General features: G+C 36.1%; 22 protein-coding genes. 13 read left to right on the top strand and 9 right to left on the bottom strand.

Annotation, left to right across the window (positions count from 1 at the left end; genetic code table 11):
- The first annotated feature begins 20 nt into the window (after positions 1 to 20).
- From ACKPCA_RS05945 to ACKPCA_RS05935, 3 genes are all read left to right on the top strand, one after another.
- On the top strand, positions 21 to 452 hold the full coding sequence (locus tag ACKPCA_RS05945; RefSeq protein WP_321281895.1) for a hypothetical protein: 432 nt from the start codon (positions 21 to 23) through the stop codon (positions 450 to 452).
- Positions 453 to 512: 60 nt separating this feature from the next.
- Positions 513 to 2147: a patatin-like phospholipase family protein gene (locus ACKPCA_RS05940; RefSeq protein ID WP_321281894.1), complete on the top strand. Its 1635-nt coding sequence runs from the start codon at positions 513 to 515 to the stop codon at positions 2145 to 2147.
- Between the two features lie 201 nt (positions 2148 to 2348).
- Positions 2349 to 2621, top strand: a complete 273-nt coding sequence (locus tag ACKPCA_RS05935; protein WP_054721928.1) for an HU family DNA-binding protein — start codon at positions 2349 to 2351, stop codon at positions 2619 to 2621.
- A gap of 137 nt (positions 2622 to 2758) precedes the next feature.
- On the opposite strand, the gene ACKPCA_RS05930 is transcribed toward ACKPCA_RS05935, so the two are convergent.
- The 3 genes from ACKPCA_RS05930 to ACKPCA_RS05920 all read right to left on the bottom strand — a co-directional run bounded on the left by ACKPCA_RS05930 (position 2759) and on the right by ACKPCA_RS05920 (position 5399).
- Positions 2759 to 3682 carry an SRPBCC family protein gene (locus tag ACKPCA_RS05930; RefSeq protein ID WP_321281893.1) on the bottom strand — a complete coding sequence of 308 codons (924 nt, stop codon included), beginning with the start codon at positions 3680 to 3682 and terminating at the stop codon, positions 2759 to 2761.
- Between the two features lie 213 nt (positions 3683 to 3895).
- Positions 3896 to 4855: a helix-turn-helix transcriptional regulator gene (locus ACKPCA_RS05925; protein ID WP_321281892.1), complete on the bottom strand. Its 960-nt coding sequence runs from the start codon at positions 4853 to 4855 to the stop codon at positions 3896 to 3898.
- Between the two features lie 85 nt (positions 4856 to 4940).
- Positions 4941 to 5399: a GyrI-like domain-containing protein gene (locus ACKPCA_RS05920; RefSeq protein WP_157471532.1), complete on the bottom strand. Its 459-nt coding sequence runs from the start codon at positions 5397 to 5399 to the stop codon at positions 4941 to 4943.
- Between the two features lie 376 nt (positions 5400 to 5775).
- Between ACKPCA_RS05920 and ACKPCA_RS05915 the strand changes: the two genes are divergently transcribed.
- Positions 5776 to 6702 (top strand): MBL fold metallo-hydrolase, encoded by a 927-nt coding sequence (locus ACKPCA_RS05915; protein WP_321281891.1) that lies wholly within the window; start codon positions 5776 to 5778, stop codon positions 6700 to 6702.
- Between the two features lie 67 nt (positions 6703 to 6769).
- Here the strand turns inward: ACKPCA_RS05915 and ACKPCA_RS05910 are convergent, their stop codons facing one another.
- Positions 6770 to 7231 carry an Lrp/AsnC family transcriptional regulator gene (locus ACKPCA_RS05910; protein ID WP_321281890.1) on the bottom strand — a complete coding sequence of 154 codons (462 nt, stop codon included), beginning with the start codon at positions 7229 to 7231 and terminating at the stop codon, positions 6770 to 6772.
- Positions 7232 to 7411: 180 nt separating this feature from the next.
- A complete protein-coding gene (locus tag ACKPCA_RS05905; protein WP_321281889.1) occupies positions 7412 to 9022 on the bottom strand; it encodes a cation:proton antiporter family protein in 1611 nt (536 codons plus the stop codon).
- A 298-nt stretch (positions 9023 to 9320) separates the two neighbouring features.
- Here ACKPCA_RS05905 and ACKPCA_RS05900 point away from each other — a divergent pair, with 298 nt between their 5' ends.
- The 9 genes from ACKPCA_RS05900 (at position 9321) to ACKPCA_RS05860 (ending at position 19979) form a co-directional block, all read left to right on the top strand.
- A complete protein-coding gene (locus tag ACKPCA_RS05900) occupies positions 9321 to 9827 on the top strand; it encodes a flavodoxin (RefSeq protein WP_321281888.1) in 507 nt (168 codons plus the stop codon).
- Between the two features lie 6 nt (positions 9828 to 9833).
- Positions 9834 to 10220 (top strand): DUF2023 family protein, encoded by a 387-nt coding sequence (locus ACKPCA_RS05895; protein WP_321281887.1) that lies wholly within the window; start codon positions 9834 to 9836, stop codon positions 10218 to 10220.
- Positions 10221 to 10746: 526 nt separating this feature from the next.
- Positions 10747 to 11256 (top strand): ferritin, encoded by a 510-nt coding sequence (locus ACKPCA_RS05890; protein WP_054721882.1) that lies wholly within the window; start codon positions 10747 to 10749, stop codon positions 11254 to 11256.
- 137 nt (positions 11257 to 11393) lie between these two features.
- Positions 11394 to 11891, top strand: a complete 498-nt coding sequence (locus ACKPCA_RS05885; protein WP_218186210.1) for a ferritin — start codon at positions 11394 to 11396, stop codon at positions 11889 to 11891.
- Positions 11892 to 12128: 237 nt separating this feature from the next.
- Entirely contained in the window at positions 12129 to 12515 is a 387-nt protein-coding gene (locus tag ACKPCA_RS05880; protein ID WP_321281886.1) for a hypothetical protein, read from the top strand.
- A gap of 101 nt (positions 12516 to 12616) precedes the next feature.
- The gene (gene secA / locus ACKPCA_RS05875) at positions 12617 to 15910 is read left to right on the top strand and encodes a preprotein translocase subunit SecA (RefSeq protein ID WP_321281885.1); all 3294 of its coding nucleotides are present in this window, start codon (positions 12617 to 12619) and stop codon (positions 15908 to 15910) included.
- Positions 15911 to 16276: 366 nt separating this feature from the next.
- A complete protein-coding gene (gene lgt, locus ACKPCA_RS05870; protein ID WP_054721876.1) occupies positions 16277 to 17077 on the top strand; it encodes a prolipoprotein diacylglyceryl transferase in 801 nt (266 codons plus the stop codon).
- Positions 17078 to 17235: 158 nt separating this feature from the next.
- Entirely contained in the window at positions 17236 to 19026 is a 1791-nt protein-coding gene (locus ACKPCA_RS05865; RefSeq protein WP_321281884.1) for an ankyrin repeat domain-containing protein, read from the top strand.
- Positions 19027 to 19058: 32 nt separating this feature from the next.
- On the top strand, positions 19059 to 19979 hold the full coding sequence (locus ACKPCA_RS05860) for a hypothetical protein (RefSeq protein WP_321281883.1): 921 nt from the start codon (positions 19059 to 19061) through the stop codon (positions 19977 to 19979).
- Between the two features lie 132 nt (positions 19980 to 20111).
- Here the strand turns inward: ACKPCA_RS05860 and ACKPCA_RS05855 are convergent, their stop codons facing one another.
- The 4 genes from ACKPCA_RS05855 to proB form a co-directional block, all read right to left on the bottom strand.
- Positions 20112 to 21830 carry a MutS-related protein gene (locus ACKPCA_RS05855; RefSeq protein ID WP_321281882.1) on the bottom strand — a complete coding sequence of 573 codons (1719 nt, stop codon included), beginning with the start codon at positions 21828 to 21830 and terminating at the stop codon, positions 20112 to 20114.
- Positions 21831 to 22091: 261 nt separating this feature from the next.
- A complete protein-coding gene (locus ACKPCA_RS05850; RefSeq protein WP_321281881.1) occupies positions 22092 to 23405 on the bottom strand; it encodes a cryptochrome/photolyase family protein in 1314 nt (437 codons plus the stop codon).
- A gap of 110 nt (positions 23406 to 23515) precedes the next feature.
- Positions 23516 to 24763, bottom strand: a complete 1248-nt coding sequence (locus tag ACKPCA_RS05845; RefSeq protein ID WP_321281880.1) for a glutamate-5-semialdehyde dehydrogenase — start codon at positions 24761 to 24763, stop codon at positions 23516 to 23518.
- Between the two features lie 54 nt (positions 24764 to 24817).
- Positions 24818 to 25888, bottom strand: coding sequence for a glutamate 5-kinase (proB, locus tag ACKPCA_RS05840; RefSeq protein ID WP_321281879.1), 1071 nt, complete (start codon positions 25886 to 25888; stop codon positions 24818 to 24820).
- Positions 25889 to 26372 lie beyond the last annotated feature (484 nt).

Raw genomic sequence — 26372 nt, 5'->3', positions numbered from 1 at the left:
AAAAGATAAAACAATATAGAATGAATGCTATTCAAAAGATATTAGGAATAACAAAAATATTATTAGGAATCTTTCTTATGGTTACGGCTCTGGTATTATCGAATAGGGTCGAATTAAAAGGAGTTATATATGTAGTTGCTATTTGCTTTGTTTTAATCTTGATAGCCTATCATGGTTTTTATTTGTTTGTAAGCGGTAGAAAGCAAGTTATTGGAGGTTACGTCAAGCGAAAAGCTTTGACTTATATTTTTATTGGTGTTAACCTGTTTTTCCTAATTGCGTTTACAGTTTCTTTTATTGGGAAATATACTGAAAAGGGTGCTGTAGTTGAGTTTGCCACGGTAGGTTCAATTTGTGCTTTCTTTATAATTGAAGAGATCTATAAACTAATTAGAATAAGAAAAGTCGAGAATGAAAATCTAAGTATGAATCTTAAAACTCATATTCTTTAAATCATTTGAAGTATAGAATTAATAAACACAATTATCTTATTCTTATATAAAAAACTACTCATGCAAACCCCAATCACCCCATTTGAATCCATCGGCTTGTGCTTTAGCGGTGGAGGATATCGCGCTACCTTTTTTTCCCTGGGCGTTGTGTCCTATCTCAACAAAATTAGCTACCAGGGAGAGTCTTTATTGAGCCATGTAGAGGCGGTAAGTTCGGTTAGTGGAGGTTCTTTGCTGGCTGTGGCCTATGCAAAGGCTGTTCAGGAAGAGAATTTCGATTTCCATGCTTTCTACAAAGCTTTTTACCAGAACTTTGCACCAGGCAATGACAAGCTGGTGGAACATGCGGTGGCCAAACTGGAATCTGCCGAAGTTTGGGCAAAACACCCGTACAAGAAGCCTTCGCTCATCAATGCCTTTGCTTTGACCTATGCCGACATGCCCATTTTCAAGGGAGAGTTTGGCATGTTCAAAAAGAGTACATCCCCAAGTTTGAAACATGTTTGTTTTAACGCTACGGAGTTTTCATATGGCAAAGCTTTCCGTTTTCAGAATGTGGGCGTGTTTGGAAATGGCAGTTTGCGTTGTGCCGAAATGAACCAGCTAAGTGCCAAGGTACAGTTGGCGGATATTGTGGCTTCATCCTCCTGTTTTCCCATTGGTTTCGAGCCCTTGGTTTTCCCGGATGATTACATTCGCGAGCAAAAAGACCCACACTACAAGGCCTTAAAGCGCTTGCCTGATTTCTGCCATGGGGTTGGCGTAATGGACGGAGGGATTGTTGACAATCAGGGCATTGGGAGTATGGTGAACATCAGCAATTCCAGGCAACGCCAAAAGCCATTGGATTTAATCATTGTAAACGATGTGGGCAGCAGCGATATGCAGCCCTGGCAAGCCGAAAGCACCAAGGATACCACTAAAATGTCGATCAAAGAGAAAATGAAGAGCCTCTTAAGGTATGTTCGTGTTCATTGGTTGTATTGCTGTGTGTTGTTGGCAGGTATTCTGATCATGCTGATCAATTCTTTGGAGCTGATTAAGGGAAGAGAGTGGGCATCCTTATACATTGTAGGAGGAGTATTTACAGGGATTGGCTTAAGCTTTACTTTAATTGGTGCTATTCTTGGTCATGTAAAGAACGATGTAATACGAAAGCTCAGAGCGGTATTCAGAAAGAATGTGCCGGAATCGCTTTTGGATGAAGTAAGATCATTCCAGCGATTGGATATCGATTTGGTAAAGCGCATGATCATAGAACGTGCCACATCGGGCGCCAAAATGATTAATAACGTTTTCCTGAAGCAGATTAGATATCTGAATTATGAGTTGCTGTACTCTTCGGATAGCTTGAAAAATCGAAGAATTAGCTCGGTAATTGGAGAATTGAATGGGGAAAAGAAAAATAATGAAGAAATTTCTGCCCCTAAAAAACAATTGAAAACCGTTGCCATGATAGCTTCGGAAGCCCCAACAACGCTGTGGTGGAGCGAGGAAGATATCAAGCTGGATAGAATGAATTCCTTGATTGCCTGTGGGCAGTTTACCACCTGCTACAACCTGATGAAATACATTTTAGAGCTGAAAAAGAGTGGGATAGAGGGTGAAGGTATGGAGGAGATGTACAAGGCCCTTAAAAAGGATTGGACGGCTTTTAACAAGGATCCAATGTTTATGGTGGGTCCCGTTGAATAGAATGGATTTGCATTTGTTCACTCAAATCCTTCTGGATAATAGGGCAATTTTTAGAATTTAGCCTCAATAAAAATTTTTATTGTACTTAAGAAATGCTTATATTGTTGAGCAATTGGAAAAAATTTATTTAAGAAAGTCCAATAAAACCAAATGAACTGGGAATTTTTTTATTACCTTCCCATTTTAATAAAGAAAAATTATATGAACAAGCAAGAATTGGTTTCAGCAATTGCTGAAAAGGCAGGATTGTCAAAAGCGGATAGCGAAAAAGCATTAAATGCAATGATGGATTCAATTAAAGAATCTTTAGTGAAAGGTGAAAGTACTCAATTGATTGGATTCGGTACATTCTCAATTACTGAAAGAGCTGCTAGAACAGGTAGAAATCCTCAAACTGGAAAAGAAATTCAGATTGCTGCTAAGAAAGTAATCAAGTTCAAGGCTGGTAAAGCTATGGACGAAGCGGTAAACTAGTATTCAATTACTAGTATATGAACAGCTGCCCATTGGGTGGCTGTTTTTTTTGTGCGGAATTTTCTAGTCAGAGGGAAAGATATTCGCCATAACAAAAAGAGACGCAGTGTTTTGCGCCTCTTAGTTAAATCATTTCTTTATTTGATTGCCATGCAGATGTCTGAAATCAAATCTTTAGGCTCTGTCTCCATTGGGTTGTTGCGGTAGAATTCCATTGGAGGGATCTTCTTGTTTTGTTTGAACTCTTTGGCTCTTTCCATGGACATAATCGCGCTCCATCCATTTCCCGACAGTTCGTAAGGGCCAATGTGACGTACCGTTTGTATTTTGGTAGCCGGAAGATTTCCTTTATGCATTCCGGCAGGTACGCTTTCAGGATCTGATTTGATTCCAACTCCAGCAGTGTAAACTACCTTGTTCTTGTTAAAATCAAACTTGTGATACACGGAGAACCAATCACAAGTAACAATATCCTCGTTCGCTTTGGCGAATTCTGCCAGTTTCTTGAAATCCGCTTCCATTACTTCGCCAATATTATCAATGGTGCATTCGCTCTTTAGGCCAATAAAATTGCAACCCTCGAATTGCGATTCTCCAAGAAACTCAAGTTTGGCATCAACATGCCCCTTTTCGATGTAATCTTTCAACATCAGCAGGCCGCGGTCGTAATCCATTCCAATCAAGCGTTCCATCATATTTTTCATCCAGAACATGAAAAATGGTAAAGATCCTGCCAGGGTCCATGTCAATTTTGTAGTGTTCTCGTCAATTTTCTCTATGATAAAGTCGCTTGTCGATTCGGATTTCCATGGCTTTAGAAATTGCAAATCATACTTAATTACGGATTCTTCCTCCGAAACGACTTTAATGATTCCAGATCCGATACGTTTTCCTTCCCATTCGTGGGTTTTACCGTTATCAGAAATTGTGTCTTTTGCTTCAGGTTCCAGTATGAACCACGGCGACCAGGCTTTCCAGTGATTGAAATCAGCAATAATGCTTTTTATTTTATCGATACCAGCAGCTATTGTGATCGATTTTTCTACATAAGTTTTAGGCATAGGTATTTTATTTTAGGTAATCTGTTTAATATAGGATGGTTTGTTTCTTTATCAGATTCTTAAAGTTAAAAAGAATCAGAAGTTATTACAAGTTTGAATGATTATCAAGCTCATAATCGTAAAAATAGCAGGAATATGCTTACAATTAATGAGATGAATTGCCTGCACAATTTAATAATATAGAAAATAGTCATTTGCTTATTTGAATTCAAATTAAGGCAAGTCGTCCTGGTATTTTTCATATAGCTTTTTTATCATTTCACCTACCATATTTTTTAAATTGGGTGGAGAAAGAATATCAACTTTATCTGTCATAGTTAAAATCCAACGGGCAAAACCGTTTAAATCCGGATTTAAGAATTTCATTATAATAAAGTTTCCATCTTCATGTTCACTAATATGCCCATACCAATATTTTGATTCATGAAGCTGCAGAGCCATTGGTTTTTCCATTCTCAGTTCTACCTCAAAATGTTGATATTGCTCTCTTTCCTGATTCAAATAGTCTTCGAAATCTTTGTCAAGCTTGCGATGGTAGGTTTGCTCTGTGATTTCCAGTTTCTGTATCCGATCCAATCTAAAGTCGCGATAACTATTTCTTAAACGACAATAGGCAATTAAATGCCAGTTTAAGGCATAAAATAACAAGCCAATTGGTTCTACTTCGCGAACCGATAGTTCTTGCTTGTAGTGAGCAAAATAGCCCAATTTTAATATTCTTGACTTTACCAGTGCTTTTTGAATATCCTGCAAATAGATAGAATCCTTTTTAGGAATGTTGGTGATTCCAGTGAATACCTTCACGGAGTTCTCCAGCTTTTCAAGAACCAATTTGTCCTCAGACTTCATCACCGACTTAATTTTGTACAAAGCATCCTGAAAGGAGGCATCTACAATTTTATCGGAGATATGTGAGATGAGCTTGCCTGCAATCAAAATAGCCGAAGCTTCCTCGGTTGTGAACATGATGGGAGGTAATGCGTAATTGTCATCTAAAAAATAACCAATGCCAGTTTCAGAACCAATGGGAACTCCACCTTCTTCAAGAGCACGTATATCGCGATACACAGTCCTTAAGCTAATGTCAAATCGGTCAGCAATTTCCTGTGCTTTTACAACTTTCTTGCTTTGTAATTGAGTTAAAATGGCCTGTAATCTGTCTATTCTGTTCAAAATTTAGCTTCCCTTTAATTGTTGAAACATCCGGAGTATTTACATCACATCTAAAACACTCCGGATGCTTCTTACATACAATAGTTTAATTCACCTGAAATTGAATTTCAGTAATGTTATTTGAAGGATTCTCGAAATCGCAATTTATGTATATTTCGCGACATGTTTGTCCTGGAACCAATTTAGCTTCTTCCATTTCTTTCATGAGTACTTCGTACGATTCCTTAAGTTGATCCCATGCACCCAAATGTGTTTTCTTCACATGTGCATATTCTTCTAGTTTTTCCAATTTAAATTTTTCGCTACTAAAGCTATTGCCAAAAGTAGCCACAGGCAAACAAATTTTCAATTCAAATTCTTCTAACGTAACACAAGTTTCCCATTTATAAATCCAATATTGTGGACCTGAAGGATGTAAGCCTGCATTCACTGCTTCTTGAACAATCTCTTTAGGAAAGTCTTCAATGTTTTTTATTAAATCTTCCAAAGTTGTTCTTACGACTTTTGACAATACCATCATTGGCGGTGCTGTTACTTTCTTCATAATTTCCATTTTTAAATTAACAATAGAACAAAGCTAAATGGCAGTAGTGACAGCAGTATGTCAGTAGGATTTTCGAAAGTGAATTTTTTACAGAAAATCTTTTTTCTCTAACTTTTGAGTGGAAATCGACAGATTGCCTGATAAAGGACATCAAAATGTATTAATAGATGCATATTGAGTTTGTATGTTGTGATTAAAAGACATTTGATCTGATTTTTTAAGATATATCATGCAATAAGGTGATAGTAGTAAGAGGGAAGTGTATTTTTACCCTGTATGATTTTTGAATGTGACAATAAACTTAAACCAGGAATCTAAAGAGCAATTGTATAATTTGCTTTCCTAACGATTTATATACCTAACTAAAGACTAATTTATGAAACTAAAATTGTTATTGCCTGTATTGGGAATTTTTTGCCTAAGCAATTTGTTTGCACAGAGAGATCTTTCCAGTTCCGAGATCACTAAAGTAATAATGCTTGGTTCTGGGAATCCCAATCCATCACCTGTTCGTTCTGGAAGTTCGCTTGCAATTGTAGTAAAGAATGAAGTCTATATTGTTGATTTTGGTGCAGGCTTAATTCGCCAGGCAGCAGCATTGTCTCCACGTTATGGTGGCAATATCAAAGCCTTGGATGTGAAAAATATTAAAAGAGCATTCTTAACCCATTTGCATTCCGATCATACCGTAGGTTATCCTGATTTGATTCTAACGCCTTGGGTAATGGGAAGAAACGAACCATTGGAGGTATATGGACCTGAGGGACTTCATAAAATGACAACACATATACTTTCAGCCTATGAAGATGATATAAAATATCGTTTGTATGGTTCTGAACCTGCCAATAATCAAGGTTGGAGAGTAAATTCTCATGAGTTTTATGAGGAAGGTTTGATTTATTCTGATAGTTTGGTTAAAGTGGAGGCATTTCCTGTTCCTCATGGATCCTGGCCATCTGCTTATGGATTCAGATTTACGACTCCTGATAAAGTAATTGTGATTTCTGGCGATACAGCTCCTAGTGAGAAAGTGATTGAATATGCTAAAGATGCTGATATTTTAGTACATGAGGTGTACTCCAAGAAAGGATTTGATGTTCGATCGGCTTTCTGGCAAAACTACCATTCAAAACAGCATACTTCTACCATAGAATTGGGTGAAATTGCCAATAAAGCAAAGCCTCAATTGGTGGTACTTTATCATGTGCTTGATTGGGGAGCAAGCGAAAAGGAAATGCTTGATGAGATATCTACTACCTATTCGGGGAAGGTTATTGTCGGTAGAGATTTGGACATATACTAGGAATTAACAATTTAGCATACTCGAAAACTGATACAAAAAGCAAAGATCATCATGGATCTTTGCTTTTTTAGTCTTCCGTAAGGTCAATCTTTAATTCATATTTCAATTCTTTTAGTACAAATGAGCTTTGCACCTGGGCAATGTTTTCTATAACAGCCAATTCTGTACTCACAAAATTGTAATATTCCTCTACATCTTTAATCATTACTTTTAAAAAGAAATCATGATTGCCGGCAATGTGGTAGCACTCGAAAACCTTAGGATTACAGTCAATTTCTTTTTTAAAGGAAGCCGTAAATTCCGGACTGTGATGCTTTAAGGAAACGAAGCAGAAAACCGTTAAATCTCTGCCAACTTTTTTAGGGTTTAAAAGAGTGATGTATTTTCGGATAATTCCTTTACGCTCCATTTTTCTGATTCTATCGAAAATGGGAGTGCGACTGAGGTGAAATTTCTCACCTATCTCTCTATTTGAGATTTTTGCATTGTCCTGAAGAATATTTAAGATCTTTTTGTCAATACTATCCATAAGAATTTTCAATTGATTTCTATGAGTTTGAACAAAACTAACAAAAACGTATTTCCTATTCAAGCATTCATTAACAGTTATATTGTCGGAGATAGTGTTTGAATTAAAGATCTTTGTTCTTTAATGTAATGGCTATGCTTTTATTTGCCCGAATTAAAGAGTTAAGAGCAAAGTGGAGTATTACCACATTGGTTTTCGTGTTTCACATCCAATATTAATTTGATGGCAAACGTGATTGGCAAAACCATAACCTGCTTCAGAATAGATGTCGTAAACTGCATCAACATTCATTTTTTCAAGTTGTTTTCGTTCGTCGTCAAATCGGGCAATGGCTGCTACATTTCCATTGTAAGTGGTTTTTTGCAAACGCTCTACTGCATACAAGTTCGATTTGTGATCGTTCATGCAGAGCATTACCAAACGTATTTTGTGATGATTTGATTTTTCGAAAATGTTCTCCCAGAATTCACTATCAGTTGCATCATCCTGTTGAATATTTTTGCCTTCCTTTTTTAAACGCTGAACCACATCGTAATTGTAATCAAGCCCCAATACTTTACGTCCATATGTTCTGTTTAATTGCTCGTAAACCGCCATTCCCAATTTACCCATTCCGAAAACCAGAATCTCAGCATCCCCAATATCAAAAGCTTTATCGTAAATCAATCGTTTATTGGTCTCGAATATTCTTAAATATTTACGAATGCCAAAGTATATTTTATGGGCATTTGAGTTTAAAGGCGATGATATGATAAAGGTGATGGCAACAGAGATGGCTATAGATACCAGCCAATCGGAAGGAATTAGACCTTTGCCCACTGCAATTGAGGCAACAATGAGTCCAAATTCACTAAAATTGGCCAAGGCCAAAGATGTAAGAACAGAGGTTCTGGCGCGAACTCTAAATCTGGTCAGAACAAAAAAGTACAATATCACCTTAAAGTTTATGGCTAAAGCAAGGATAAAAGCAAGAATCAACATTTGTATGCTTGGCAGACCAATTAAACCAATGGAAAGAAAGAAGCCAATCAGAAAAATGTCTTTAAAACTCATTAAAGAATCGGCCAGTTCTTTTGCTTTTTTGTGATTGGAAATCAATATGCCTACTATTAATGCTCCCAAATCGGCTTTTAAGCCAACAAACTTGAACAATTCGGCACCTACTACAAAGGCAAGGAAAAACCCATACAATATTAAAATCTCGCCATGACCAATTTTTTCCAATATCAATAATAATAGAGGACGGATGACAACAAATAACACAGGGAGTCCAATGGCCCAATAGGTCGGAAGTTTTCCAGCTACAAGAACAATATAAAATACTGCAAATATGTCCTGAATAATAAGGATACCTATGGATAAAACTCCATACGCAGATTTTAATTCGCCTTTTTCTTCCAGAATTTTTACGGCATAAATGGTACTTGAAAAACTGAGGGCAAACCCTATGATTAATGCTTGTTGCCAGGTAAAATCAGTAAATATATGTAGCGAGGTATAACTTAATCCAAACAGAATAACTGCCATAAGTATTGTGACCAGCAACATATGAATGGATGCACCACCCCAAATTTCGCGGTGCAAAAGGTCTTTGATTCTAAGTTTTAAACCAATGGTGAACAGAAGAAGGGTAATTCCCAGGTCGGATATGCTGTGGATTAAATCATCAGATTCTGCACCAAAATATTTCAAGGTAAAGCCTGCCAAAAGGTAACCTACCAAAGGAGGTAGTCCAATTAATTTGACAACAAGTCCTAAACCAAATGCAATAGCCAACCATACCGGATCCATAAGTAATATTTTAGAGATTAAATTCCGCGCTCCTTCTGCGGAATACTAAAAATAGATAAATCTTCTGCAATGAGCAATAATAATTTCTAATGATATATAGGTATATCTTTTGGTGTAAAGGTGTCATTTATTTGAATAATTGTCCTTAATGATTTTGTGTGGTTTTTGCTACTTTCCTGGTTCCTAGAATACTTAGCATGGAGAACTTGCAATAACATAAAATCCCAATAAATAGCGATTGATAGGCATTCAAAGGCCTTTTACTTTTGTTGGTATAATTAATCTAAATAAGAACAAAATGCAAGACATCGGAATTTTTTACGGTTCATCTACCGGGAACACAGAAAGCGTAGCAAAAAAAATACAAGAAGAATTTGGCGCAGATATCGCATCAATTATTGATGTTGCTGATGCTAGTGTAGCAGATCTTGAAAAGTTTGATAACCTAATTTTGGGAACTTCAACATGGGGTATTGGCGATTTGCAAGATGATTTTGAAGGTTTTTTATCTGAAATTTCAAATGCAAATATGGACGGAAAGAAAGTTGCCCTATTTGGTTTAGGCGATCAGTATTCATACTCCGATTCATTTGTTGATGGTATGGGCGAGTTATTTAAGGTATTGGAAGAAAAAAACTGTGAACTTATTGGTGAGACTTCTACCGATGGTTATGAATATGATGCTTCGGGAGCAGAGAAAGATGGTAAGTTCGTTGGATTGCCTATTGATATCGACAATCAAGATGACCAAACAGAAGAAAGAGTTGCAGATTGGGTTGCAGAACTTAAAAATCAATTTAATTAGAAGAGGATGAAACTAACTTGTTCGGATTATAAGACTGCTGACATGCAGATTTTGATTCACCACGTTTATGAATACAACAAAGGATTAAGAAGTTTGGTGTTGCACACCATGCATCGCAGTGAGAGGGAAAAAACAGAAAATTTATTACAACGCAAAGGGATTAGTTATTTTCTGCAAACTGTTAGCCAAAACAAGATTAATGTATTTTTTGGAAAAGAAGAGTGTATTCAGATTGTGAAATTCTTTGGAGATAAATCTTTATCTGATTTCACCAATGAACAGGATTTTATTCTGGGAATTATGCTTGGCTACGATAGAAATCAGCAATACGAGAGATATATTAAACGAACAGGGATCAATAATGAACTTATCAATACGAAGTTAGTTGGCTAGATATAAAGATTTTTCTTTTGCTATTAATTCGATACTCACCTTAGACAGACATACTGCTCTTTGGTGAGTGTTTTTCTCACAAAAAATCATAACATATGGTGATTGTAGCTTAGGTTTCGTATAGCTTACTTTGCTATTGTTCAATTTATTCCAATCACCTAAGGTTTGATAATAAGTTTGAATGGATATGATTAAAAAAACAAAATGTTGAATATTTAATCTCGCCATGATTAAAATTATATTTAGTGTTGTTTAGAAGTGTTTTCATCATTTTGTTAGTGTTGTATAGATGTAGTTCGCAATAAGTTAGTTTTCACTACATCATTTGTATTTTACCCCAATGGAATTTTTCTGTTGGGGTATTTTTTGATCGAATTTGTAGAACAATTGCTAGGTAAGTGTTGTTAATTGTTTAGTATTTAGTTTGAGTTTAAATAAGCATTAAATTTAATAAACTAAAATAGGGGATTGATAGATTTCCCTTACATTTGAATGAAATTAGAAAACACAAAAAAGATTATACATTATGGCTATCAATAAAAATGTTGAGAAGATTTTGAATGAGCAGATTAATGCTGAATTTTGGTCGGCTTATTTCTATTTATCAATGTCTAACTATTTTAATGCGAACGGAATGCCAGGTTTCGCAAACTGGATGAAAGTACAGTTTGAAGAAGAAACTTTCCATGCAATGAAAATGATGGACTTTGTGAATGAAAGAGGTGGACGTGTTATTCTTCAACCAATTGCTGAAGTACCTTCGGAGTGGGATGGTGTTTTAAATATTTATGAAGAAACATTAAAGCACGAAGAGAAAGTAACTAGCTTGATTAATGGTTGTGTAAATGTTGCTATGGAAGAAAAAGATCATGCAACTGTGAACTTCATGAAATGGTTTGTAGACGAGCAAGTTGAGGAAGAAGCAACTGTAAGTGAAATTATTGACCAATTAAAGATGTTCAACTGCCAGGGACAAGGTTTGTATATGTTGGATAAAGAATTTAAAGCAAGAACTTTTGTTGCTCCTGCTGTATAAGGATATTCTTGATGAAATACTTCAAGCCTCATGTTATCATGGGGCTTTTTTTGTGCGTCAAATTTATAGTTCTGATTGGCAATAAATTTTGTAACTTCTTCCTTATGGTTTTTAAGTCGCACTAAAATGATTTCAAGATGATTATCAACAAAAAAGTACAAGAAGTTTTAAATAAGCAAATCAATATGGAGTTTTGGTCTGCTTATCTGTATTTGTCAATGTCTAATTACCTGGCCGATTTGGGATATCCAGGATTTGCACATTGGATGCAGGTTCAATCGAAAGAGGAAGCAGGACATGCCATGAGAATGTTGGATTATGTGAACGAAAGAGGAGGCAGGGTTTTGTTGGAACAAATACCTTCAGTACCGCATGATTGGAAAGGTGTGCTAGATGTTTTTGAGGAAACCTACAAACATGAACTAAAGGTAACAGACCTGATTAATGAATGTGTAAACGTAGCTAATGCAGAAAAAGATCATGCCTCTAAGATATTCTTAAATTGGTTTGTAACGGAACAAGTAGAAGAAGAGGCTTCAGTTAGTGAGATTCTGGATCAGTTGAGGATGTTTGATGCCAAGGGTGAGGGAATGTATATCATGGATAATAACATGAGAGTAAGAACACAGGAATGATAATAGAACTTTCGAGATAATTTTAAAAAGGATGTCTAATACATATGCATTGACATTCTTTTTTATACTCAATTTGCTAGGATATCACCACTTTAAAGGGAAATAAAATTAGGATTGAGGAATTTGAAAGAAGTGACAAGAACAAGCATTATTGAGTTTGAGAAGTCTGTCAGTTAAATTATTTTCATAAAAATGGCTTCAAACCAATAAAAATTTCTACTTTTGGTCTCGATGGATATGAACAGATACCTCATAGTAGTTTTTTGTGTGCTCACGGGATGTGCGGCAGCCGTACCTATGGCCAATGCCCAGGATTTTACTATGGACAACGAACTATTCGCAGAATGGTACGCCGATCATATTCAACATCTGGATGAAGCATTTGCTTCTCCAATTCTGATAAATGTAGAACAGGAAAAGTTGGCCGGTTCATGTTTTTCAAATGCAGAGGAATTGTCTGTATTAAAGAATTTGCCTAAAATACCTGCATTAATTCAGCAATTAAATTTTCTGAATTATCCTGAACCTGAGGATTTAAAAGGATATCTTCCTTATTCGGAACCATGTTTTAGCCAAGTTGTTAAGCGCGATAATCCCATTCGTGCTCCAGGTTATTCATGCTAATTCATTAAGGTTCTAGCTTGAACCAACTTTCTATTTTAAATACATTATAGCTTCCTCTATTTGTAGAGGAATGCAATCAATATTGAAATCAATAAATCATTATGGGTTTTCTAGATAAAACATTAGGAAAACTGTTTGGTAACAAATCAGACAGAGACTTAAAAGAATTAGCTCCTTATTTGGCAAAGATTAAAGCTGAGTATGATAGAGTAACAAAACTAAGCCACGATGGTATTCGTGAAGAATCTGCAATATTAAAGCAACGTATTCAAGATTACGTACAAGCAGAAAATGATCAGATTAAATCCTTGAAAGACAAGATCGAAAATGGTAGACTTTCTGTAAATGAGAAGGAAGACATTTACGATCAGATTGATAAGATTGAAGGAGAAATTGATGAGAAAATCGAAGAGGTATTGGAGCAGATTTTACCAATTGCTTTTGCGATTGTAAAAGATACTGCTCGTCGTTTTGCAGAGAATGAGGAAATTGAAGTTACAGCAACTCAGTTCGATCGCGATTTGGCTCCACATTTCGACAATGTTCAGATTGACGGAGACAAAGCAGTATTCTTCAACTCTTGGACTGCAGGAGGTACAGAGATTGTTTGGGACATGATCCACTACGATGTGCAGCTGATTGGTGGTACAGTTCTTCATCAAGGTAAAATTGCCGAGATGGCAACAGGGGAAGGTAAAACATTGGTTGCAACCTTGCCTGTATTCTTGAACGCATTGACGGGGCGTGGTGTTCACGTGGTAACCGTGAATGATTACCTTGCAAAACGTGACTCGGAGTGGATGGGACCATTGTACCAATTCCATGGAATGTCGGTAGATTGTATTGATAAGCACTCTCCAAACTCGGATGAGCGTAGAAAAGCGTATGCTTCAGATATTACATTCGGTACCAACAATGAGTTTGGGTTCGACTACTTGCGTGATAATATGGCAACGAATCCTAAGGATTTGGTGCAACGTCGTCATAACTATTCTATCGTCGACGAGGTTGACTCGGTATTAATTGATGATGCTCGTACGCCTTTGATTATCTCTGGTCCAATTCCAAGAGGAGACCATCAGCAATTTGATGCATTGAAGCCTCAGGTTCAGAATTTGGTGAAAGCTCAGAATGATTTGGTAATGAAAATCTTTACCGAATCGAAGAAATTACTAAATAGTGCAGATAAGAAAGAGCAGGAAGAAGGAGCGAAGCTGTTGTTGAGAACCTTTAAAGGTTTGCCAAAAATGAAGCCATTGATCAAGTTCTTAAGTGAGCAGGGGAATAAGGCTACATTAATAAAGACCGAAAACTTCTACATGCAGGAGAACAACAAAAACATGCACATCATTACTGATGAATTGTATTTTGTTATCGATGAAAAGCATAACTCAATTGAATTAACCGATAAAGGTATCGACTTGTTGAGTGGTGACACCAATGATGCCGGATTCTTTGTATTGCCTGATATTGGATCAGAAGTTGCTGTTATTGAAAAATCTGATTTACCAGACGAAGAGAAACTGAAACAAAAAGATGAATTGATTCAATCTTACTCGGTAAAATCAGAAAGAGTACATACCGTAAACCAGTTGTTAAAAGCTTACACTTTATTCGAGAAAGACGTAGAGTACGTTTTGATGGATGGTAAAGTGAAGATCGTTGATGAGCAAACTGGTCGTATTATGGAAGGTCGTCGTTATTCTGACGGTTTGCACCAGGCAATTGAAGCAAAGGAAAATGTGAAGATTGAAGCTGCAACACAGACATTTGCGACCATTACCTTACAGAATTACTTTAGAATGTATCACAAACTTTCAGGTATGACCGGTACTGCGGAAACCGAAGCTGGTGAATTCTGGGATATCTATAAATTGGAGGTTGTAGTTATTCCTACAAACCGTCCTATCGCGCGTGATGACCGTGATGATTTGGTTTATAAAACCAAGCGAGAAAAGTATGCAGCAGTAATTGAAGAGATTGTGAATTTGGTGAACGAAGGCCGTCCGGTATTGGTAGGTACAACTTCAGTTGAGATTTCGGAATTATTGGGTAGAATGCTTAAGATTCGTGGAATCAAACACAATGTACTGAATGCGAAATTGCACCAAAAAGAGGCTGATATTGTTGCTGAAGCAGGTAAGAAGGGAACTGTAACCATTGCTACCAATATGGCAGGTCGTGGTACCGATATTAAATTAACCGATGAAGTGAAAGCTGCCGGCGGTTTGGCTATTATTGGTACAGAACGTCATGATTCTCGTCGTGTTGACCGTCAGTTGCGAGGTCGTGCTGGTCGTCAGGGAGATGTTGGTTCTTCTCAGTTCTTTGTTTCTTTGGAAGATGATTTGATGCGTTTGTTTAGTTCAGATCGTATTGTGAAGTTGATGGACCGTATGGGTCTTGAAGAAGGTGAGGTGATTCAGCACAGCATGATTACCAAATCTATCGAGCGTGCTCAGAAGAAAGTGGAAGAGAATAACTTTGGTATTCGTAAGCGTCTATTGGAGTACGATGATGTAATGAACTCTCAACGTGAGGTAATCTACAAGCGTCGTCGTCATGCATTATTCGGAGAGCGTATTCAAGTGGATATTGCCAATATGATGTTTGATGTGGCAGAAGCAATTGTAAATGAATACCACGGAGGTGATTTCGAAGAGTTCAAAATGGAATTGATCCGTACATTCTCTGTCGAATCTCCAGTGAGTGAAGAAGAATTCTTGAAAGACAATCCATCTGATACTACGCAGAAAATCTACGATGTAGTATTAGATACTTATAAAAGAAAGACTGAAGGTATTGCAAAACAAGCTTATCCTGTTATTAAAAATGTATTCGAATCTAAAGGTGAATTGTACGAGAACATTGTAGTTCCATTTACTGATGGTTCTAAGATGTTTAATGTGGTAACTCACCTGAAGAAAGCTTATGATACTGAAGCGGAAGATGTAGTTCGTTCTTTCGAGAAAGTTTCTATCCTTGCTACAATTGATGAATCATGGAAAGAACACTTGCGCGAGATGGATGAATTGAAGCAGTCGGTACAGAATGCATCTTACGAACAAAAAGATCCATTGTTGATTTACAAGTTTGAATCGTTCAACTTGTTTAAGGCAATGGTTGAAAATGTGAATAAGAGTGTTGTTGCAAGTTTGACAAAAGGTCACATTCCATTGCAAGATCCTGAAGAAGTTCGTGAAGCAGAAGTGCGCAAACGCGATATGAGTAACTTGAGAACTTCTAAAGAGGAATTAGGTTCGGATGGTAGAAAACAAGCTCCTAAAAAGGCTGAGCCAGTTAGAAACGTTCAAAAAGTAGGGCGTAACGAGCCATGTCCTTGTGGTAGCGGTAAGAAATTTAAGCAATGTCATGGTAAAGGTGTTCCTGCTTAATTTTCGTAACCTGAATTTGAATAAAAATATGTACACAGTTTCAATTATTTTTTAGAAGAAATTGTTTCAGATTTTTGAAGTATTATAGGGATAATTCGAAAAAATATGAGGCGATTTATGCAAAAAATAAGGAATAAAGTAAGTGAAGTCATCTTCATCCAATCTTTAGCTTAAAAATTCTTTACAATACCCCGGTATTCTCTCAGAATTTTTAAACTTACTCTTGAATAAATCTGACTTACTGTGTTGATATTTTTAATCGAATTCAGGTTAAAATGAAATATTAATATTATTTTCACATGGATTGTTCCGTTTATCGGGACAATCCATTTAGTTTTGATACACTGAACTCTAAAAATAACTGATATGTTACTATCAATCCTTTGGGATGTAAAACCTGAAATTTTTACGATTGGGTCCTTCTCTGTGCGTTGGTACGGATTACTTTTTGCCCTTGGCTTTTTGTTGGGATACTATATTGTTGAGAAAATGTTTAAGAAGGATGGAATCAAGCTTGAATTACTTGATAAATTGTTCCTGTATACCATGATTGCCACTGTGGTAGGAGCTCGTTTAGGCCATGTTTTATTCTATGGCTGGGAATTTTACTCACAGCATCCGGCAGAAATAATAAAAGTATGGCATGGAGGATTGGCTTCTCATGGTGCTGCAATTGGTATTATCACCGCTTTGTGGTTCTATTCGAAAAAAGTAAGCAAAAAATCAATTCTTTGGATTTTGGATTACGTTGTAATTCCAGTTGCTTTGGCAGGATGTTTCATTCGTTTGGGTAATCTGATGAACTCTGAGATTATTGGAGTGAAAACATCTGTTTCATGGGGATTTGAGTTTGTTAGAGCTTCTATTGAAGATCCAAAGGCACCTCGTCATCCAGCGCAATTGTACGAAGCAATTTGTTACCTAATTTCTTTTGGTGTTTTAATGTATATGTACTGGAAAACAGATGCAAAACAACGCTCAGGTATGATTTTTGGAGCCTTTTTGGTATTGATTTTTACTGCTCGTTTCTTCATCGAGTTCATTAAAGAAAATCAGGAAGCATTTGAAGAAGGGATGGCTTTAAATATGGGACAATGGTTAAGTATACCATTTGTTTTACTAGGAGCTTATTTCGTTATTAGAAATTTAAAAGCAAAAACAGCATAAAGATTCATTATGAAATTTAAAAATCCGAATCAGTATGGTTCGGATTTTTTTATGTTCTAACTATCAATTTGAGAAGGAAGAGTTACAGGATGCAGAGGAAATATTCATTACAATTAATTGTGCTTATTTTTATTGTGATTGTACTACAATCATGCTCAATGTTAAAAATACAAGGAAGTAAGCATTCGGATAATTATGGTACAGTTTATGTTTTTCAGAATGGTATTGAGTTGCCAATATCCACCCAAAGTGATACAATAGAGATAGATAAAAGCAAATTTGCCCTTCGTTTTTACAATAAGTGTTACGATTCTGAAGCAAATGAGTTTTGCGCCACACGAATTGCTGCATTTTATAATGCAGAACAAGTGCCCAAGATGCAAACAGGCATGCCTATCGACTCAATTGGGTGTTTTGCTCCTGGAACAGGAATGGCTGCAACTAAAGATGGAGGTTATGAATCTCTAAATTTTAATTCTTATGGACATCACTATCTGTTTTATCAGAACGAGGAAAATAAGAGGGTGAATTCACTCGGTTCGTTGGGGGATATGATTAAGTTAGAGTTTGAAATTGACTCCCTAAACTTTATGGGACATTCCACAGCTATGTCCGAAATACAGGGAAGCGAATTCTATATTTTGCTATTTACCGATAGAAATCAAAATCAAATTGTAGACCAAGGTGAGTGTAAGAAACTCACCATTCGTGTTAAAGATAACTACAAAGGATGGACAGTTCCTTATTGGAATATGCAGGATTCATTGGGACACACTCCCTTACATAAGTTGTTTTTATTTGAACAGTGGGAACATATCAATGGCAGACAAAAGCTAGCGCTACTACAGGAAGCACTTTCGTTGGACAGTACGAATCCTAATATTCAGGATGCCATGGGAAATACCGCTTTGCATTACGCTTTGGGTACATATTACTTGGAAAAGGAAAAGAGATCCTGTGATCACCCAATTGAGCTAATAAAATTACTATTGAACAGTCCCAAGGTAGATGTAAATATTCGTAACTATTACTATAACAATAACTCATTGCAGCAGTATTTAATGAGTAGCAACAGTGGAGTAAATCGAATAAATGCCAGAGGAATTGAGTTAATTAACTTGTTTCTTACGCGAGATGACCTGCAATTGAATAGTTTAAACAATGTTAATTTTTCTGCCTTTGACTACGCAAGTAGAAAAAACTGGTTAGATGATAAGAATACAGAACTTGTTGACAAGCTAAAGCCGAATGACGAGTATAATTACGGAGCATCGCAGGAATTATCGAAATTTGTAAACCGAATAGGTACTGATGCGAAAATAGATGAAGTTGATTTTTACAAGGAGAATATTAAGCTTTGCCAGGATTACAATGCAAATCCTAATGTAATCGAAAATCAACTGGCACGAACACCTTTGACCTGGTTGTGTTACACAAAGAACAGGTCATATGGATATTCGGATGAAGAAATTCAATCGAACCTGCAATTGCGATCAGAATTAGTAAAGCAACTGATGCAATCTCCCGACATAGATCTAAATCTGCCTGACTACATTGGTGCGACAGCCTTACATTACGCAGTAGATGGCTATGCAACGGTTCTGGTAAAAACTTTAGTAAGTAATCCCAATACGAATGTGAATAGTCAAAATTCAGCGGGTAACACCCCTTTAATGCAGATGATTCATAATCTAACCTATTTATGTTTGGGTGCTCAGAAAGATGCATGTGCCTGTTTAAAGGAATTAATATTCGACAGTAGTCGACTAGATTTTAGAGTGTTGAATTACAAGGGCGAATCAACTCTCGATTTAATTAATTTCTGGATGTTGGATAAGGAAAGAGGTGACGTAAATAAAAGATTATATCCCGAGATGTATAATTGTCTGGAAGAATTAAAACAAAAAATTGAAAGTAAAATATCTGATAAGAGGGTAGTATTCAGATAAAAAGAAGAATTTAATACAATAAATCAGTTAGTATGAATCATTGTTTAAACAAAGGATATATGAAACAAACGGCACTCTACTTATTATTACTCTTTGTAAGTATTGCCTGTTCTAATAATAAGACACAACAGCAAACCAATGCAGCCAAACCAAAGTTTGTACAGTTGCAGCCTCAACAAAACGACACCACTTTTTTTGAACTGGACAAAAACACCATTATTTCTAAAAAAGTACCGATGAATATCAATACGACCAAAACCAGCTTGCAAAGTACCAGCTATTGGAAACTAATAAGCCGGGATAGTATGTACACTTTTGAGCTTATGGATATTCGGTATATCATGCCTGGACCATTTCTAAGCTTTGTTTTTGATACAAAAAAAGACAGTGTTCAGTTGGTTCAGAAAATAAACGAAAATGCAGGACGCATAAGTTTTGGAGAAGAAACAGTGGCCAAGCAAGAGAAAGCATTACAGCATCTTAAAAGAATCAAAGGACTTAAATTTACAATCATAAAAACCGATAGCTGCTATTTTCAATCTGAATTTAAATTCCCTTTGGCAGAAATTACCGTTAATAATGAATATAATCCGGTTCCCGAAATTCAAAATCATTTAAACCAGGAAGATCTGATTCGTATTTTTGATAAAATGCTCTTGAGGCCAAAGGAACCATTTGTTGTAGATAGCTTGTATGAATTGCCCCATGGTACATTTATGGGAAGGAAATTTTCAGATATAAGCCTGATCTATACATTTCAAGATCCTAAAGGATTTATTCAAGTAAAAAATGTATTTAATGCCGATCATAAATTGATACAAAGCAAATTTGATCATAAGTTATCCCTGTCAAAAGAAATAAAAACAAAAGTGGGAACAATAAGATCAAGTAAAAGAGTAAATACCATTATAAAGTTTAAGCAGAATTCTGAAAACAACTTTAGCCGTCAATAGTTACTGTTCCTTTAATTGCTAGGTGAACCATTATCTCATTTAATTAGAAGCAGAATAAATCTTCCAATAGTGATGATATAATAAATCCGAGCCTGTTTTGGTTCGGATTTATTGTCAATTGTTAATTGCGAATTATTCATTGTTTATCAATTCCATTTCAATCCCCATTTTCTTCATTAAAATAGGGGCGTTAAAGGTTTTGCAAACACCATTCTGGACTTTGTAATCAAAGTACAATTGCTCTCCATCAATCTTAATGTCAAAGAATCGGTTTTCTACATGACCAGGCAATTCATCTTCCAAAACAGACAATTCCAAATCGTGGGTGGCAACCAATCCTACTGCATTGTATTTCACCAATTGCTTGATTAAAGCAGCCGATCCTGTGTGTTTGTCTTTGGAATTGGTTCCTCTAAGGATTTCATCAAGTAAAAGTAGTGCATTTTCTTTCTTGTTCACCTTATCAAGCACCTGTTGAATTCTTTTCAGTTCTGCATAGAACGAGGATTCGTTTTCTTCAATTGAATCTTTAATTCGCATGGAAGTATTTACCTCAACATTTGAAACCAGCATTTGCTTTGCACAAACCGGAGCGCCACTCAATGCAAGCACCACATTTACACCAATGGTACGCAGAAAGGTACTTTTCCCGGCCATATTCGATCCTGTAACAATGTGAACCATTCCAGGACCTTTCATTTCATAATCGTTGCAAACACGATTGCTTTCATCAATCATTGGATGACCAGCTTCTTTCATTTCCAGTCTAAAGTGATCCTCAACAACTGTTGGGAAAGTCCATTCCGGATGATTAAAGCTTAGGTTGGCCATGCTGCTTAAAGCTTCAATTTCACCAATGCTCTCAAACCAGCTTTCAATTTCATGTCCATACTTTGTTTTCCATTTGTCGATGCGGAAAAGCAAGTGTAGTTCGTAAAAGAAAAGAGCATTGAATAGGATTTGAACCAACATGTTGTATCGCTGATCAAGGAGCTCAATTAACTTTCCAAGTTTTCTAATTTTTTGGAAGGATTTAATATCCTTACTCGCTAGCTTTTGTTTGATCTCATTCAATTTTTCCGATTGCCAGGCTTCAGATTCAAATTCTTCAATGATTTTCGCATAAATCTTAAGCATATCTGCACGTTTAGAGGTGCTGTTATGAGCAATGCCTACCTTCTTGAAGTTAAAGTAGTGAATTGCGATGCTAATCATCAGCAAAATCAAAATTGGAATGGAAGAACCAATCATTGCATAAACTAGTGCTGGAAGCGACAGAAATGGTAAAATGGAGATGGCAAGCAATAATTTTCTATTGCCATGAAAAGGGGATGGCATTTTGCCCCATTCACTTAAAAAATCTGGATCATCGGTCTTTAGTTTTCGCTGCAAACCGTATTGTATGATATTCTGGCGCCAATCGATTTTATTACTTAACTCCTGAATGGCTTTTTGTCTTTGGGCAATGGTGTTGTTGTTGGCTGGAGCAGATAAGTACGAGGACAAACAGTCATTTCCACTTTTGCTAACACAACGATTCATCAATTGATAAATGGAATGTTCTCCAAATATGTCCAAATCGGAACTGTAAGGATGGTTATGTACTTCGTACTCCTTACCATTGTTATACAATAAACTATGCCTTGTTTTCAGACAATTCAATTCATTTTCGTTGATTTCAATCAGCTTTATTAGCCTTTTAATATTCTTCTCGTTCTTACTGTATTTTCGAACAAAAAAGGCGAGTATTCCAATTAAAATAACAGCTACCAAAATTGCTGCAGGCATTGAATAGGGAAGAATGATATAAAAAAGAACAAAGGCTCCAATTGCACTAAGCAATCGGAACATAGAAAACTTTTTATTTGTCTTTTTCAGCTGTTTAACTTCTTGTTTAAAGCGATTTATTCTTTGAGAGTAAAAACTCGATTTTTGGTTCATATTCTATGTTACTTAAAGTATTCGAAACCAAAAGTAGCAAAAGCAAATAGCTTATGAAACGAGCATGATTAAAATAATTATTAAACGCACACGACAATGATTATTTTGATCTTGCGACTTCTATCTGACTTTAACAAGAAAATTATAAACAGATGAAAAGAATAATAGCTATTAAACCAATTCACTTTGTAGAGCTTTTTTATAAGTTTCCAAAGCTCTAATTCTGGCAGATTTATGATCAATCATTGGTTTTGGATAAGAATCCGTTCCCAATTCAGGAACCCATTTTTTAATGTATTCAAAATTAGGATCGAATTTCTTTTGTTGTTCAATGGGATTAAAAACTCTGAAATAAGGAGCCGCATCACATCCGCATCCTGCTACCCATTGCCAATTGCCATTATTGGCTGCCTGATCGTAATCGAGCAAATGATTGGCAAAATAAGCTTCGCCCCAACGCCAATCGATTAATAGGTCTTTAACTAAAAAACTGGCAGCAATCATTCTAACGCGATTGTGCATGTTGCCTGTGGCCTTTAATTCTCTCATGCCGGCATCAACAATAGGAAAGCCTGTTTTGCCATTTGTCCATAGTTCAAACTCTTCTTCATTATTCAGCCACTGAATATTGTTGTAAGCCGACTTAAAGCATTCGCTTTCAACTTTTGGAAAATTGGCCAAGATCTGCATGAAAAATTCTCGCCAAATCAGTTCATTTAAGAATTGGTCATCACCTTTTAACGCTTCTTGTACTGCATGGCGAATACTAATGGTGCCAAAACGAAGATGTACACCTAAATTTGACGTGGCTTGTAAGGCTGGGAAATTTCTTCTAGAATCATAATGGTTGAGCATGTCCGCAGATAAATTAATGGCTGGGATCTTAATCGAAGATTTACTGAATCCAATCTCCGATAAAGATGGTATTTCTCTAAATTCAACTTGAGCAATATTCGAGGAATTTAGTTCATATGAATAGGGTAGGTGTTCCTTTGAATTGAATTCAGATCGCCATTTCTTCATGTATGGAGTATAAACCGTGTAAGGGTTTCCATCTTTTTTAAGGATTTCTCGCTCTTCAAATATCACTTGATCTTTAAAAAGTTGAAATTTTGCTTGTTGAGATTCACAAATATCTTTGCAGTTCATGTCTCTGGATGTAGCGAATGGTTCGTAATCCTTATTAGTATAGATCTTCGCGACTGGATATTCCTTTATCACTTGTAATAGACATTCCTGTACTTGACCATGTTTTACGATTAAGGAAGATCCAAATTGTGAGAGTTGTTGGTTGATTCTTTGAAGTTCGGTGTGAATGAAAGTTACTCTAGCATCATTTCTGTTTTCCAATTGATCTAGAATTTCTGTATCAAAATTGAAATAGAATAAAAGCTTGTATTTCGATTGTAAGGCATGATATATCGCTGCATTATCTTGTAATCTTAAATCTCTTCTAAGCCAAATTAAAGCGTATTTGTCCATCATCTTCATTTATTGTTTTTTCTTAATACAATATAAACCAGAAAATGTTCAATGATAAATATAAAATGGACAAAAAATGCCCGAATGATCTAAATTTCATTCGGGCATGGCATTTAATTTCTTATCTGACCATCACCAGTAATAATCCATTTGTAAGAGCATAACTCCTCCAAAGCCATTGGTCCTCTCGCATGAAGTTTCTGTGTACTGATACCAATTTCAGCTCCCAGTCCAAATTGTGCACCATCAGTAAATGCAGTTGAAGTGTTGGAATAAATGGCTGCAGCATCAACCATTGAGTAAAAGGCTTTTATGGTTTCTTTGTTCTCACTAATTATTGCTTCGCTATGCTTTGAACTGTATTTGTAAATGTGATTAAGTGCAGACTCAAAATCATTTACTGTTTTGATTGACATTTTATGACTTAGGTATTCTGTTCCATAAGACTCCTCACTTGCCTGAATCAAAAGTTGATTAGGATATGAACCTTTTAGAACTTCAAAGGAGTCTTGGTCAGCATAGATTTCTACATTTTTATCGTTTAAATGATTTACAAGTTCAGGAAGATCATTTAATCTATCAGAATGAATAATGAGGCAGTCGAGTGCATTACAAACGCTTACACGCCTTGTTTTGGCGTTGTAAATAATGTTTTTCCCTTTTTCAAGGTCTCCATCTTTGTCAAAATAGGTATGTACAATGCCAGCACCAGTTTCAATTACCGGAATTTTAGAATTTTCACGAACCGAGTTGATTAAATTCTGTGATCCGCGTGGGATCAGAACGTCTACAAATCCTTGTGCATTCATCAACTCTACTGCAGCTTCTCGTTCTGGTGACAGCAACTGAATAATTTCAGGATCCACCTTTTCTTCTTCCAATGTGTTTTTGATGATCTTCACAATGGCCTGATTAGAGTGCATGGCATCGCTTCCGCCTTTTAAAATACAAGCATTTCCCGATTTTAAGCAAAGCGCAAAAACATCAATGGTTACATTTGGTCGCGCTTCATAAATAACGCCAACAATGCCCAATGCTACGCTCATCTTTTCAATCAACAAACCATTCTCGAGCTTTTTTTCAGATAATTTGCGTCCCAGTGGAGAATCTAATCCGGCAACATTTTTTACATCCATTGCAATACCTATTATTATTTCATGATTTAGTAACAATCGATCATACTTTGGATCATAAGTTGACATGCGTTCTAAATCTTTTTGGTTGGCTGCTAAAATAGCAGAGCTGGAATCAACGATTGCTATGGACAGTTTTAATAGAATCTCATCAATCTTTTGGGCAGATAAAAGAGGCATTTTTCTGGATGCTTCTTTGATTTTATGGAATTGTTCTTTGGTATTCATGGCATTTGAATTTAAATGTAAGATAAAGATATGTAATTATCAGTAAATTAATTGTTAATATAATAATAGGTAGTCGTAGTGAACCAATGGTTTGGCTCCACTTTTTCCCATGTGAAGTTCTGCTTTGGTTTTGCTGTAGGCAGTTTTGCCTAATCCTAAAACTTTGCCTTTCTCATTCATGATTTTTACAATATCTCCTTTTTCAAAAGTTCCATTAATATCAGTTACACCAATAGGTAACAAACTTGTGGCATTATTTGAATTTAAAGCCTCTTCAGCTCCATGGTTGATAATTACATGTGCTTTTTCGAATCCATCAGATCCAGCAAGCCATTGCTTCACTGTTGATGCTTTTTTATAGGCTATAAATTCGGTGTGATCCACATTTTCATGATCTGCTATTAAATCAAGAACAATATTATCCTTTGAACCATTTGCAATGTGTACAGGTATGCCTGATTTGGCTATTCTTCCAGCAATACTGCATTTGGTAAGCATCCCACCACGTCCGAAATTTGATTTTTTGGTGGTGATATACTGTTTTAAGCGATTGATATCTCCATTGATGGTTCTTAGCAATTTTGCGTTAGGATCTTCTGGATTTCCGGTGTAGATCCCATTAATATTGCTTAACAGATAAAGTGCTTTACAGTCCATCATCGATGCGATAAGCCCGGAAAGCTCATCGTTATCGGTAAACATTAGCGCGGTAACCGAAACTGCATCATTTTCATTGATTACAGGCAAAATATCATTGGCCAGGAGTGAACTGATGCAATTTTTCATGTTCAAATAATGTTCCCTGGTTCTAAAATCCTGCTTTGTTACCAATACCTGGGCACATTGTAGGTCATGCTCTTTTAAATATTTCGAATAGATGTTTAGTAATTCAACTTGCCCAACGGATGACCATATCTGGCGAGCTGATATGGTATCTGTTTTTTGATTCAGGTTGATTTTACTTCTACCAACCGCTACAGCACCTGATGATACAAGAATGCACTGATATCCCAACTTCTTTAATTCCGATATCTGAAATACAATGTTTTTAATTCTTTGTTTGTCGATTTGGCCCGTACTTTTGGTAAGTACGTTAGAGCCTATTTTGATGCAAATTCGCTTCATGAAACTTGATTTTCTTTGGTGTACGAAACTACATCTTGCTGCCCAAATATTGGTGCAAGATGAAAATGATTGTATTGCATGTTTTTCTATATGCGAAAAATGCAATAAATGCTTGTATGCTTTATGAATAGTAATTTACTACTTAAAGCAATACTTTAATTAGTAAGAAATTATCGTACCCACATGGGAAAGCGAAAAGAATTGGGTGATTTAGGGAAAAGAGGGGCAATGAAAGAGTTGAATGTACCAGAGAATGATACAAGCAAATCAGCTTTTTTGTGTAATAATCTTAAGTCTTTCATAATGGAATTCATTTGGTTATTAAGTTTCCCCCTAATAAAACCAAGTCAAATATAAACATTCTTTTGGGATTTAATTCATTGCAAACAAGATTATTGAGAGTGTGTAGTCTGTCGAAAAGCTTCCGAGATTAATATTTGAATTGAAAAGCTTTTATGATTGAGCTGTGTAATGTGTAGAAAAT

The organism is Marinifilum fragile, assembly GCF_963677365.1.
GTDB lineage: Bacteria > Bacteroidota > Bacteroidia > Bacteroidales > Marinifilaceae > Marinifilum > Marinifilum fragile.
The sequence above is the reverse complement of the archived record's forward strand: the minus strand, read 5'-3'. Positions and strand labels throughout refer to the sequence as shown.